This is a genomic window from Streptomyces flavovariabilis (genome assembly GCF_000725785.1).
Classification (GTDB): Bacteria; Actinomycetota; Actinomycetes; order Streptomycetales; family Streptomycetaceae; genus Streptomyces; species Streptomyces hawaiiensis.
This window is the reverse complement of record NZ_JNXD01000006.1, coordinates 311,352-324,833: the sequence shown is the minus strand read 5'-3', so window position 1 is coordinate 324,833 and position 13,482 is coordinate 311,352. Positions and strand designations below refer to the sequence as shown.

Sequence of the window (13,482 nt, the reverse complement as noted above, 5' to 3'; positions counted from 1 at the left end):
GATACTCACGCGGCGCGCTCAGCGGCCGGTGCCGATGCTGGTGGCCTTGGACTGCAGCGTCTTCTGCACCTCGGCGACGGTGGCCTTGCCGAGAGTCAGCTTCTCCAGTTCGGAGTCGATGGTGTCGGCGATCTGCTGCCAGGTCGTGATGGCGGGCGGCGCCTTGCTGACCTCGAGCTGCTCGGCGAACGCCTTCAAGTTCTCGTCCTCGGTCAGCTTCCCCTCCGTCCACGCCTGGGGCGAAGGAGGCAGGCTGCCGGTGGCCTTGGAATAGGTCGCCAGATTGGCGGGCTCGGTCAGGAACTGGGCGAACTTCCATGCCGCGTCGGGGTTCTTGGCCTCCTTGAACACCGCCAGGTCGGTGCCGCCGGCGAACCCTGCGGGCTGCTTGGTGTACGGCATCGGCATGGTCTTCCACTTGCCGTCCAGCTGCGGGGAGTCCTTGTGGAAGGTGCCGCCCGCCCACGCGCCCTCCTGGTAGACGGCGGTCAGCCCGTCCTGGAAGCTCTGCACGTTGTCCGCCCTGTCGGTCGGCGCGAGGCCCTGCTTCGGAACGCTTGCGTAGTTCTCCAGCGCCTTGGCGACCTCGGGCGTGTCGAAGGTGAACTTTCCAGTCTTGGCGTCGTAGATGTCACTGCCCTGCTGCCAGACCATCGGCAGCCAGAAGATCCAGGAGTTGAAGCCCATCACCAGCCCGCTGACGTGGCGCAGCTTGGGGTTCTCCTTGCCGGCGGTGGCCTGGATGGCCTTGAGGTCCTTCAGGTATCCGTCCCAGTCGCCGGCCAGGGCGCCCTTGATGCCGGCCTTCGCCGTGAGATCGGTCCGGTAGTAGACCGCTTGAGTGTCGGCGATGAACGGGAGGCCGTAGGAGGTGTTCTTGTACTTGGTGGTGTCCCACTGGCCGGGGTAGAAGTCCGACGACTTGATCGACGCCGGAGTGGCCTGGAAGCCGTTCAAGGCGGCCATCTCGGCCATCCAGGTGCTGCCCACCATGGACATGTCCGGTGTGTTGCCGCCGGCTATCGCGGTGGTCAGCTTGTCGTGGGCGCCGTCCCACGGGACCGCGGTGATCTTGACGTCTGCGTCCGGGTTTTGCTGCTCGAACTTCTTGGCCAGCTCCTTCAGGTCTTCGTCGGGGTCACCCAGGGACCACATGACCACCGTCCCCTTGGCCTTGCCCGCGCCGATCTCGGCGGGGGCATCGTTGCCGGGGCCGGAATCCTCACTCCGGCCGCAGCCGGTGGCCACGAGGGCTGCGGTGAGGGTGACGCACAGGGTCTGGACGGTTCTGACAGCGTGACGGGTGGTGATACGCATGATGCGGCTCCTTGCCGTTGAGCGAGACAGGCGCGGGGGGGGGCGGCGAAGGGTAGGAAGGGGCGGGCGCCCGGATGGGCCGGCCCACGAGTGGGCAGCGTCTGCGGTGACAGCGGCGTCGGCCCCTCGCGGGTCGCGGTGGGAGCGTCCGACGCGGAGTGGGTAGCGGCCGGGCGGGATGTGCCAGGCGCCCCTTCGGTGTCCCGGATCGGGAAACGCGCGGGCGGAAAGTGCAGGTGGGCGGTGCCGCGTGAACGCAGGCGCAGCCGCCCTGAGTTGTGAGGAAGGCGAGGCCCCGAAGAGGTTCGCCGATGTTTCAAGGAGACGGGGGGCGGTGCGTCAGCGGCAACGCACCGCCCGGCCACGAGGCGCCGTCATTCGCTCATCGCGATGACGTCGCGTCAGTTCGAGCTCGGCTCTAACGTCGAGCCGCGGACCACGAGGCTGGTGGGAACGATGCGCGAGGGAGCGGCCTCCGGCGATCTGCGCACGTGGTCGAGCAGCAGACGAGCCGCCGCCTCACCCATCTCCCGCATCGGCTGGCGGATGGTGGTCAGCGCCGGATAGGTGTACGACGCCACCTCGACGTCGTCGAACCCCACCACGGCGACATCCCGTGGAATCTTGAGGCCGGCCTCGTGCAGGGCCGCGATCACACCGGCTGCCAAGGGGTCGTTGTGCCCGAAGACCGCGTCGAACTCCACGCCGTCCGCGAGAGCTTGCGCCACCGAGCTCCGGCCGTCGTCGAACAGGAAGTCGCCGCAGATGATTCTGCGCGGGTCGAGTTCGATCCCGGCCTGCGCATACGCGTCGACGAAGCCGCCCAGCCGTTCCTGCGTGCACCCGTACTCATCAGGGCCGGTCACCACCAGAGGGCGACGGCGGCCGATGTCCAGCAGGTGGCGCGCCGCCTGCTCACCGCCCTCCCGGTTGGTGGTGGCCACGTAGGGGAATCCCGGCCGCTGGAAACGGTCGTCGATCAGCACCACCGGCAGTCCGGCCTCGTGCAGTTCCGTGATGGATCCCAGGGCCCCCTCGGGCTCTATCACCAGCAGCCCGTCGAACGACTTGGCAGCGACCTGCAGGCCCAGCCTGCGCAGTGACTCCTCACCGCGGTTCCAGGTCAGGATCCGCAGCCCGAAGCCCTCGGCCTCCAGCGTTTCGACGACCGCCTGCACTATGCCGGCCCAGGCCCAGGCCAGGTCAGGGACCAGCATGCCGATCATCTGTGTCGTGCCGCGTGCGAGCCCCACTGCCCCGGCGCTCGGCACATAACCGAGTTCCGATATCGCCTTGCGGACCTTCAAGACGGTGTTCTCGTTGATCTCGCCCTTGCCGTTCAGCACCCGCGAGACCGTCGTCTTGCTGACCCCGGCCCGCGCGGCCACATCGGCGATAGTGACTCCCATGTCACCTCCCCTCCCTTCCTGCAGAGGCGGAAGACGTCCTCCCGCACCGAAGGGCCGATCGTACAGAGGCCCGTGGAACCGGTACCGGAATCGGTTCCGGAACCGGTTTCGGTAGCGGTTCCGGCAGTGAAGCACCGAAAGACCCGACCGGTCAACAGGCCGGAAACAACTCGCTCACCGACCCGTCTCGGCGTCGACGATGAGGCCGAAGCTTGCCGGGCGGCCCCCACCCCACCCCTCTGACCTGGGCGGTTATCGAAACCGAGACCGCCACTGCCAACGGGTCGGCGCGGTTCGCGACCACCGACGACAGCCGATGAACTGCCGGTCATGCCGGAGCAATCGCGCCCGGACCGTTGACGCGGAGCCCGGATTGGGCTTCATAATCGGGCACTCGCTGTCATCGATGACACAAGTCAACGATGACACCCCAGGCCGACGGCACGGAAGCCGGCATCGGCCTGAGGTGCACTTTTCGGTCCGTCGCACAGAAGCCGCAGTCACCGCTGCGTGGACGGCCGCGGGACTAGGAGAGACCATGAGCTCTGCACGCGTATCCCGGCATGCCCGCATACGGATGATGGCGGCGGTCGCGACCGTCTGCGCCCTGTCCGCAGCCCCGCTGGCCCCCCAGGCCGTCGCCGCCGACACCCCGACCTACACCGAGACCTACAGACCCCAGTTCCACTTCACTCCGCAGAAGAACTGGATGAACGACCCCAACGGGCTCGTCTACTACAAGGGCGAATACCACCTCTTCTACCAGTACAACCCCAACGGCAACACCTGGGGCGACATGTCCTGGGGGCACGCGGTGAGCCGGGACCTCGTGCACTGGGAGGAGCTGCCGCTCGCCCTGTCGCACGACGACGAGGAGATGGTGTTCTCCGGCAGCGCGGTCGTCGACCGGAACAACACCACCGGCTTCGGCACGAAGAAGAACCCGCCCATGGTGGCGATCTACACCAGCGCCTACAAGAACGGCGGCAAGCAGGCCCAGTCGCTCGCCTACAGCACCGACCGCGGCCGCACCTGGACCAAGTACCAGGGCAACCCCGTCATCGACATCGGCTCCAACAACTTCCGCGACCCCAAGGTCCAGTGGTACGAGCCGACCAAGAGCTGGTTGATGACGGTGTCTCTGTCCGCCGAGCACAAAGTGCAGTTCTACTCGTCCAAGAACCTCAAGGACTGGAAGCTCCAGAGCGAGTTCGGGCCGGCTGGTGCCACGGGCGGTGTGTGGGAGTGCCCCGACCTGTTCCCGCTCGCGGTCGACGGGGACAAGAACAACATCAAGTGGGTCCTGGTCGTCAACATCAACCCCGGTGGCATCGCGGGCGGTTCGGCCGCCCAGTACTTCGTCGGCGACTTCGACGGCAAGAAGTTCACCGCGGACGACCAAGGCACCTACACCCCGCCTACCGGGAAGGTCGTCCAGGACTTCGAGGGCACCGGCTTCGGTACGTGGACGAGCACGGGCACCGCGTTCGGCCAGGGACCGGCAGCCGGTGCGGTGGACTGGCAGGGGACCGTCGACGGCTTCTACGGCAAGGGCCTCGCCAACAGCTTCCACGGCGGTGACGGCGCCACCGGCATCCTCAGCTCCCCCTCCTTCACCGTCGACAGCCCCTACCTGAACTTCAAGATCGGTGGCGGGCGGCATCCGCACGAGGTCGGGACCGTGATGGACAGCACTCCGCCCGAGGGCACGGTCCTCGCCGACTTCGAAGGCGGAACGTACGGTGACTGGACGGCGACCGGGGACGCTTTCGGCACCGCACCGGCCACCGGCACCCTCCCCGACCAGGGACAGGTATCCGGCTTCCTGGGAGACGGGCTGGTCAACACCTTCCGGAACGGCGACTCCACCACCGGCACCCTCACGTCACCCGAGTTCACCATCGACAAGAAGCGCATCAACTTCCTCATCGGCGGCGGCAATCACCCGGCCGGCTCCGACAACCCGACCGCCGTCGAGCTCCTCGTGGACGGCCAGGTCGTCCGCAGCGCCACCGGAAAGGACGCCGAGGCACTCAACTGGGCCTCCTGGGACGTCAGCGACCTCTCCGGCAAGAAGGCGCGGATCAGGATCGTCGACGACAACACCGGCGGCTGGGGCCACGTCAACGTCGACCACATCGTGCTGTCGGACAGCCAGGCCCAGCGCGTCTCCCAGGAGACGTCCGTCAACCTGCTCGTCGACGGCCAGGTCGTCCGCAGCGCGACCGGCGCCGACAGCGAGACCCTGGACTGGGCCTCCTTCGACATGCGCCCGTACGCCGGGAAGAAGGCGCAGATCCAGGTCGTCGACATGAACACCGCAGGCTGGGGCCACGTCATGGCCGACCAGTTCACCGCCGCTGACAAGCCCGCCAAGTCGGTCGTACAGCGCGCCGACTGGGCCGATTACGGCAAGGACTACTACGCGGCGGTGTCCTGGGAGAACGCGCCGGGCGGCAAGCGCTACATGATCGGCTGGATGAACAACTGGGACTACGGCCAGTCCGTCCCCACCTCCCCCTGGCGCGGCGCGCAGAGCGTTCCGCGGGAGATGGCCCTGCGCACCGTCGACGGCCGCATCCGGCTGACCAGCAAGCCAGTGGGCAGCCTGGAGTCCCTCCGGGGGAAGCGCCCGGCGACGGCGTCCGACATCACCGTCAAGAGCGCCTCCAAGCCCCTGATCGGCCCCACGGCCAAGGGCAAGGCACTCGACATCGAGGCGACCTTCTCCCTCAAGGACGCCGACCGCTTCGGCCTGAAGGTGCGCACCGGCGCGGGCGGCGAGGAGACCGTCATCGGCTACGACACCACGACGCAGGAGCTGTACGTCGACCGCACCCGCTCCGGCGTCGGCGACTTCAACAGCACCTTCCCCGACGTCCAGACCGCACCGCTGAAGGCCAAGAACGGCAAGGTCAAGCTGCGGATTCTGGTCGACTGGTCCTCCGTCGAGGTCTTCGGCGGCAACGGCGAGGCAGTGATCACCGACCAGATCTTCCCCGACCCCTCCAGCACCGGCGTCGAGGTCTTCGCCGAGGGCGGCACCGCCACCCTCGACCACATGCTGGCGTGGCAGCTGGGGTCCATCCGGCGGTGACGAGCCGGGGTCCGTGCGCCGGTCGGCCAGGAGCGGCTTCCGGCGCGCGGGCTCAGAAGTGGGTGGTGATCCCGAAGGTCTGCCGGAGCCGGGCCATGTCGTGACGGTCGTGATCAGCAGGTTCATAGCCCTGGTGGAAATAGACCTGCTGCTCGGGTGACAGGCACGGGACGGTGGCCCCGAGGATCGTGCCAGTGACGAAACACGAGGCGGGATAGGCGAACGGGTGCTCCGCGTCGGGTGACGCCTGCACGGCGGATCCGTCCGCGGCAAAGACCAGCGGGTGAAGATCGATCTCCCGGTCATGAGGACCGGTGACGACGAACCGTACGGGGCGCCAGTCGAGGGTCTCGACGAAGCCGGCGTCCGCGAGAGCCGCCACGACGTCGGCTTCCTGGTCCTCTCGGTGCATCAGGTCCAGGTCGCGGTGCAGGCGGGTTTGCTCGCCGACCAGGGCGTCAATGCCCCAACCGCCGCCGATCCAGATGTCGACGTCCGCGTTCCGCAGCACTGCAAGGATGGACAACACATCGTCGGCCGTCATCACCTTGCGCACGTTAGCGGTGATCACGTGGGCGGGCGAGTGGATTTATGTGCGGTCAATCTCGCCGAGGAACGGCGTCGGGGCCGACACTCACCTCAAGCTGCTGGCCGAGGGGCTGAACCATCGGCCGTAGTGGTAGCCCGACTCCACCCGCCGTCTGGAGAGCAGGAGGAGGGCGCCGGGCAGCGACGGAAGGTGTCGGCGGCCTCGCCCTTCCAATGCGAAGAGTCCAACCTGAGCATCCCGTCGCCCGACCTTGTCGAACGCCTTGCGGAAATCTTCAGGTGCGAGGCGGACGCACGGATGGTGCCTCGGTTACCGTGCATCAGCTTGTTCGCCTGGTCGCTCTGGCCGACTGCTGCTCACCCGGCGTGGCGCCGAGTTCCGAGGCCAGTTCGTCGCCGAAGTCCTCGACCTTGTCGGCCCAGTCATCAGCACCGACCTTCTCCAGACCCACGCAGATGAGGTCAGTGCCCTTGTCTATGCCCTCACCGACAAGCTTCTTATCCGCCTCCCAGCCGTCCTCGAGCTTGTCCAGACCCCCGTTGACGAGATCGCCCGAGCCCATCAGCCGGTCTCCCCGCCCTGCTGTCGCTCTCGCAGATAGTGCTGGGGCGACTGCTGGGCACGAGTGCGCTGCGCTGCGATGGTCTCAGAGCCGGCCGCCTGGAGGTCAGTGCCACCAGTTGAACGGGTCACCGGCCGCCTGCAGGTCCTGCACACTGACAAATCGACACTCGCCGGTCACGTTGTGCACCGAGATACAGGTGGGCCCGTAGACGAGGTACTTGTCATCCCTGGTAGACAAGTACTTGACAGACTGATAGCCGAAGTAGAAGAAGTCACCCTTCGCCGCCTTATGACTGTCCTCTTCAAACAGCGCGACCTCATTGTCCCAACCAGCAGATACTCGCCGAAGAAAGTCTGCGGCCAACTGCTCTGCTCGTTCCTGCGTATACATCAGTTCGTCCTCAATAGCTTGAATGTCTTGTAAAGGGCAGGGTCGACAAACCCCGTCTGCATATCGATGAAGAGTACTCGACCCTGCTGGTTCACGATATTGAATACGTGGCCCGGCATACCCTCACCAGGCTTCGCTGCGACGATACCGCGAGCACCGTCCCCCGAATTCCTGATATGGTCGACCATGTTCCAGAAATCGGTCTTGTTGAAGCTCGCTCCATAGACATTCTCCAGGCGTTCGAGGGACTGCAGTCCCCCCATGTCTGCGGGCACCGGTTTGATCCCCTCGCCGCGCATATACCGTTCGAATGCGTCGGCGACGTAGGTGCAGTTCGTATTCCCACCGTCGGGGTTGAACTGCTTCGCCATGTCCGGAAAGTTGGGACTTTCGTACGGTTTGGGCGGGATCGGCGACTTCTGAGGCGCAAGTCCAAGGGGATCGCAGGAAACAGAAGGCCGATCGACATACCCGACGGGGTTGGCCGCCGGAGCCAGACCGAGGGGGTCCAGGCTGACGTACTGGCCGACTTCGGGGTCGTAATACCTGAAGTAGTTGTAGTTGAGGCCGGTCTCGGAGTCGCAGTACTGCCCCGGGAAACGCAGTGGAGTGTAGGCGTGGCTCCCGACCGACCAGGAGAGCTTTCCCCAGTTTGTGGCCCGGGCTCGCCAGGCGATCTCTCCCGACTCGTCGATCAGTTCGCACGGAGACCCCGAGAGGTCGGACACGATGGCGAAGAACCGGGTGTCTATCTCGTCCTGCGAGGCCGTCGCCGTGGCCCTGCGCTCGCTCTGGGCAACCGCTTCGGTGCCATTGAGGTGCCACGTCAGGGTCACCGAGTCACTCGAGTCTCCCCAGGTGGTCGTCTGCTCGCAGAGGGCGACGCCGTCCCAGGCGAAGTCCACCTGCTCCAGTACGTCGACACCGTTCCCGGCGATGCGCTGCTTGCCGATGCGTCTGCCCAGAGCGTCGTACTGGTACCGCCATATCGTGCCGTCCGGGGTGACCACCTGGGTGAGCCGGTCCTCCGCGTCCCAGCTGTACCGCCATGTGTCCGGCTTGCGGGAGAGCCGGGTCTTCTGGCGCAGCACCACACGTCCCGCGGCGTCGTGCTCGTAACGGATCCGGCCGGCGCGCACGAGGTCAGCGCCCTGGTAGGCGCGATCACCGCACCCGTCGTCGCCGAACTGTCGCGCAGACCAGTCGGCGGTTGTCTGGTTGCCGAGTTGGTCGTACGCGTAGGACTCCGCCCACCCGTCCCCGCTTACTCGAGTGGTCCTGCCTACCGGATCGAGTTCATAGTGCCGAATGCCATTCAGTTGGTCATCGACCTTGGTCAGGCTGCCATCGGCGCGGTATGCATAGGTCCTCGACTGGACACGCCGGCGAGAGTGGTCCACTGCTTGGGAGACCAGCCGGTTCATTGCGTCGAACGACCGCGAAACGCTCAAGGACTCGCCGAATCGGCGACTGACTTCGCGGCCGATCCGGTCATACCCCAGTGCGATCACGCGGCCGTCGGCCGTGAACCGGCGGGGCTTCCCCTCGGGATCGTATTCCCAGGCACTGACGGCGCCCGCCGGCGTCGTGCGTCCAGTCAGCCGCCCGAACTCGTCGTACTGGTAGGCCACTTCCCGGCCGTCGATTTGTTCGGAGACCAGGTTTCCATGCCGGTCGCGCAGTAGGGAGAGTTCCGCATGGCGATTGCCGGCGTGCGCGATCTGGTCGGTGAAGTCGTAGGTATACGTCGCCACCTCCCCGTCGACGCTCTTGCGAACGACCTGCCCGAGGTCGTTGTGCTCGAAGGAGACGACCTGACCGAGGGCGTTCGTTCGGGAGTTCAGCTCGCCGACGGCGTTGTACGAGCACCGGGTGACGCGTCCGCCGAAGTCGGTCTCAGTGATGAGCCGGCCGACCGCGTCGTACTCATAGGTCCACGTCTGCCCGTGGGGGTTGGTCACCCGAGTCAGGCGCAGTTCGTTGTCGTAGGCGAACTCGTAACGAGAGCCGTCTGGTTCGGTGCGCGCGGTCAGCAGGTCGAACTGGGCGTATTCAAAACGGGTGACTCCGCCGACCGTGTCCGTGTGAGTGAGGCAGTTTCCCTCACCGTCGTACGTCCACGATTCCTCGGTGCCGTCCGGATTCCGCCGGCGAGTGAGGTGACCCTCGATGGACCATTCCATCTCACCGGTCGCACCGAAGGGGTCCGTGATGGCTGTGACGCGGCCGAAGGCATCCCGCCCGTATCGCATGGTGTTGCCGGCGTGATCGCGGACCTCGACGGGCAGACCGGCTGCGTCGCAGCGGATTTCGGTCACCCGGCCGTACTGATCGCGCAGCGCGCACAGATGCCCGTGCTCGTCGTACGTGAAGGATTGCCTGCCGCCTGTTGAATCGGTGACCGACGTCCGGTTGCCAAGGGCGTCGAACTCCTGACGGAGCGAGCCTCCATCCGGGCGCACCATCCTCGTGAGCCGCCCACGGGCGTCGTAGGAGAACGTCGTTCGCCGTCCGTCCGGACGGATGATCTCCGTCAGGTTTCCCAGAGGGTCGTACCGGTGGGCAGTGGTACGGCCGACGGCGTCCGTCTCGGAGAGCAGGCGGTTGAACCGGTCACGGGTGAAGCGCCGGGTGTGCCCTGCCGGATCCACTATGGCGACGATCTGGTGCAGGTCGTTGACGTAGTACTGGCGTACGGCGCCTTCGCCGTTGACCGCCTTCGTGGTCCGCAGCCCGGTTTCCGGGTCTCTCTCGCCGTAGGACAGCCGGAGGCTCATATGCCCGTCCGTGCCGCCCTGCGCGGTGCACCGGTCCGTATCGTCGTACGCGTACGTGTACGCGTGCTCGTTGGTGTCCGTCCACGACGTGACCCGGCCCGCATCGTCGTAAGTGAACCTGAGCGGCAGCCCGGACGAATTCCTGACCTCGGTGAGGTTCCCTTGACTGTATCCGTACCGGACCAGTTGGAGATCGGCTCCGTCTTCGCCTCCGGCCAGGTGCAGGCCGGTGACCCGCCCGTCGGCACTGTCGATCCTGAGGCGATAGCCACCGCTGTGGACGATGGCCGACGGCGCTCCCGCCTCGTCGTGCTCAAAGGTGATCCAGTTGCTGTTGCGGTCGTCGATCTGCTTCAGGATCGCCAGGTCGGCGCCATGGTCGGCGAAGTGCCGGGTACGGCGCGTGTGGGGGTCCGTGACGGTGTAGCCGTCATCCACGCGGTCCATGGGAAGGCGGGGGCCGTGGCTGGGCAGGGTGGGCAGACCGGGTGCGGGGTGGGGGTACGACAGGAGGAGGCCGTCCTCCGTGACGTAGACGACTCCCTCCGCGTCGATCTCCAGGCGCTCGTCCAGGGTGGAGGACCAGGACGGGCCGAACCAGCGGCCCAGGTGGTAGCCGGACTGCACCCGTCGGGTCAGTTGCAGGGGCAGTGCGCCGGGGAGGGTGACGTCCGTCTGCGGCAGGTACATCTTGCCGGTGGCCAGGTCGATCGGGTCGGTGCCCTTGCTCTCCACGGCTTGGCCGGCCCGAGAGTGCTGCGCGGGGTCCTCGTTCACCCCGCCCCGAGCCGTTTTCCCGCCCTTGCGCACCCCCTGCTCAGCGGCCTCCTCCATCCCTTCCTTCACCGCGGTCCGCAGCCCGCCCCGGGCCAGCCCCAGCCCCTTGGTGCCGATCAACTCCGGGATCAGACGGCCGATACCCTCGGACGGATCCTTCTTGAAGCCCTCCCACGCCGACTTCACCACACGCTCAGGATGCGCGGCGGTCGAGACCAGTCCCGAGAGCGTCATGCTGACGTTCTGCAGGTACTGAGCGGGGTGGGTGATGTTGTACCCGTCGAGCGGGTTGAGGCCTCGGGCGAAGTTCACCAGGCCCGCACCGCCCTTCACCACACCCCCCGCGACATGCAAGATCTCGGTGTTGACCGCCACGTACCCGTCCTCGGCGTTCGCCCGCAGCCGGTCCAGCGCGGGCGGCTCGGCCGGCGCGTGCGCGAGGGCGGCCTGCACGGAAGACGCCGCGGTACGGCCGGCGTCGTTGCGCTGGCGGCGGGCCTCGGCAAGGATCTCCCCGGCCCGCTTGATGTCCGGGGTGCCGGGATCCTTGAAGGGCTCCGGACGCGGACCCGGATCCTCGTCCGCCTTGACCTTGGCGTTGTAGGCGTCGACACGCTTGTTGTACGAGTCGACCGCGTCGTCGGAGGCCTTCCTGCCCTTCTTGTACAGGTTGATGGCGTCCTGGGCCTGACCCTGCGCCCACTTGACCGTGTCCGCGAAGTCCTCCAAAGCCTTGGCCGCCTTCTCACAGGCGTCCGCCGCGTGCAGCCACTTGGTCGGGTGCATGGCGAACTTCTCGCGGAACGTGTCGGCGGCCTCGCCCTTCCAGTGCGAGGAGTCCAGCTTCCGCATCCCGTCGCCGACCTTGTCGAAGGCCTTCCGGAAGTCCTTCAGGTGCGAGGCCGACGCCCGGATGGTGCCCGGGTTGCCGTGGATCAGCTCGTTCGCCTGCTCCGTCTGCCCGAGCTGCTGCTCGCCCGGCGTGGCACCGAGGTCCGAGGCCAGTTCGTCGCCGAAGTCCTCGACCTTGTCGGCCCAGCCCTCGGCCCCGACCTTCTCCAGACCCGCACCGACGAGATCGGTGCCCTTGTCGACACCCTCACCGACAAGCTCCTTACCCGCCTCCCAACCGTCCTCAAGCTTGCCCAGTCCGCCGTTGACGAGATCACCGAAGCCCATCAGCGGCTCTCCTCGCCCTGCTGGGGCTGTGGCTGCTGGGCCCGTTCCTCGGCCGACGGCCCGAAAGTCGCGTCCAGGAAGGTCTCGTACTGCTCGTCACTCACGCCCGTTGCCTGCTGGACGTTCAGCGGGCCGGGGATGGGGCCGGCCATCGCCTGCGAGGTCATCATGTCGCGGCTCGCGTCCATCCAGCCCTGCTTGCTGTTGTCCCACGCCTGGTCGAAGGACTCCGCGCTGTAGTCCGGGTTCCTGAGGGAGTCCATACCGGTGCCGGCGATCTGGCGCCAGCCCATCTGTGTGACCTCATCCTCGGACGCGTACGGGTTGCCCATGAGGGAGTTGACGCCGATCTTCAGGGCGCCCTCCACGTACTGATCCGTCTCGTGCAACGTGCCCGCCGACAGGCCCACGTTCTGCGCGAAGAGGTTGCCCTCGATCACGAGGTCGCGCACGCCCCACTCCCAGCGCTCACAGAACGACTTGAAGGCCGATGTCAGCCCGTCGTGCCCCAACTGCATTCCAGACAGCGCGAGCTCCTCGAACCCACGACCGGAACCGGCCATGCTGTCCATGCCGAGCTCCTTCAACTCGGACAGTGTCAGCGTGATGCCCTGCGCTATGGCATCGAGGCCGATCGCCTGGATGTCCTTGCCGCCGCTGCCGCCGCCCATTTCACCGCTCACCGCGGTCCTCCACGTCCACCGTCTCCGTGTCCACTGCGGCCGCATCCGGCACGATCCCCGTCACCGGCGGGAACAGCACGCCGTCCCCGTCACTGCCCACGTCCAACGCCACCCCGGTCGGCACCCCCGTCGCCGGAACACCGGCATCCAGCAACCGCGCCCCCAACACCCGCCGGTACTCCCACTCCCGCGAGCCTTCACCCCTCGCGACCGCGAACCGGGCCAACGCCGACTCGTCCGAGAAGGCGTAGATCCACCGGATGCCGCCGTAGTCCCCGACCAGCGGGGCTTCATCCTCGTCCAGCGGCACGAGTACGGGCGTACGGCGGAACTCCCCCAGCAGCGCGGAGAACTCACGGCGGGCACGGGCACTGTCGTCCGTGCTGCCCGGAGAGGGGGCCGCGGCGGTCGGCGGTATTGCAGCTCCCGTCAGGGGGCCAGGCGATGGCGATTCAACGCTGTCCCGCGGCGCCTGCCCGACCTTGTCGTCCGGGTCAGCGTTCTCCAGGTAGTCGTACAGCCTGGACCTGGGTATCTCCGGGCCCTCGCCCCCTCCTTCAGCCATGCCCGGGATCATCACATCCGCATATTGTCGAGCGCAACGCGGACCACCGGCCGGGGCAGGATTTGGCTGTCAAGCAGTCGGCACCGACTCCCCCGATCCCTCCTCTGCGCGGAGGGCCCGTTACAGCCGTGAGGGCATCAAGGGGACGACAGTGAGCCTCTGCCAGTAACGGA

8 protein-coding genes and 1 pseudogene are annotated in these 13,482 nt (G+C 66.9%); 1 reads left to right on the top strand and 8 read right to left on the bottom strand.

Features of this window, described 5'->3' with window-relative positions; genetic code table 11:
- Positions 1-18: 18 nt before the first annotated feature.
- Together IO24_RS0113660 and IO24_RS0113655 are read right to left on the bottom strand one after the other, a co-directional pair.
- The gene (locus tag IO24_RS0113660; RefSeq protein WP_031135439.1) at positions 19-1,317 is read right to left on the bottom strand and encodes an extracellular solute-binding protein; all 1,299 of its coding nucleotides are present in this window, start codon (positions 1,315-1,317) and stop codon (positions 19-21) included.
- Between the two features lie 401 nt (positions 1,318-1,718).
- Positions 1,719-2,726, bottom strand: a complete 1,008-nt coding sequence (locus IO24_RS0113655; RefSeq protein ID WP_031135437.1) for a LacI family DNA-binding transcriptional regulator — start codon at positions 2,724-2,726, stop codon at positions 1,719-1,721.
- Positions 2,727-3,264: 538 nt separating this feature from the next.
- Here IO24_RS0113655 and IO24_RS0113650 point away from each other — a divergent pair.
- Entirely contained in the window at positions 3,265-5,823 is a 2,559-nt protein-coding gene (locus tag IO24_RS0113650; protein WP_037667823.1) for a glycoside hydrolase family 32 protein, read from the top strand.
- Between the two features lie 52 nt (positions 5,824-5,875).
- Here IO24_RS0113650 and IO24_RS0113645 read toward each other — a convergent pair whose 3' ends face one another.
- The 6 genes and pseudogenes from IO24_RS0113645 to IO24_RS0113620 all read right to left on the bottom strand — a co-directional run bounded on the left by IO24_RS0113645 (position 5,876) and on the right by IO24_RS0113620 (position 13,309).
- A complete protein-coding gene (locus tag IO24_RS0113645; protein ID WP_031135433.1) occupies positions 5,876-6,367 on the bottom strand; it encodes a nucleotidyltransferase domain-containing protein in 492 nt (163 codons plus the stop codon).
- A gap of 95 nt (positions 6,368-6,462) precedes the next feature.
- Positions 6,463-6,935: pseudogene (locus IO24_RS47570) on the bottom strand (putative T7SS-secreted protein).
- A 105-nt stretch (positions 6,936-7,040) separates the two neighbouring features.
- Positions 7,041-7,328 (bottom strand): hypothetical protein, encoded by a 288-nt coding sequence (locus IO24_RS0113635; RefSeq protein ID WP_031135428.1) that lies wholly within the window; start codon positions 7,326-7,328, stop codon positions 7,041-7,043.
- Positions 7,328-12,061, bottom strand: coding sequence for a putative T7SS-secreted protein (locus tag IO24_RS0113630; RefSeq protein WP_037667822.1), 4,734 nt, complete (start codon positions 12,059-12,061; stop codon positions 7,328-7,330). Before IO24_RS0113630 ends, IO24_RS0113635 begins: the two co-directional genes overlap by 1 nt.
- Positions 12,061-12,744: a hypothetical protein gene (locus IO24_RS0113625; protein WP_234335205.1), complete on the bottom strand. Its 684-nt coding sequence runs from the start codon at positions 12,742-12,744 to the stop codon at positions 12,061-12,063. The genes IO24_RS0113630 and IO24_RS0113625 overlap by 1 nt, the downstream gene beginning before the upstream one ends.
- Positions 12,734-13,309, bottom strand: coding sequence for a hypothetical protein (locus IO24_RS0113620; RefSeq protein ID WP_107062956.1), 576 nt, complete (start codon positions 13,307-13,309; stop codon positions 12,734-12,736). Before IO24_RS0113620 ends, IO24_RS0113625 begins: the two co-directional genes overlap by 11 nt.
- Positions 13,310-13,482: the final 173 nt, after the last annotated feature.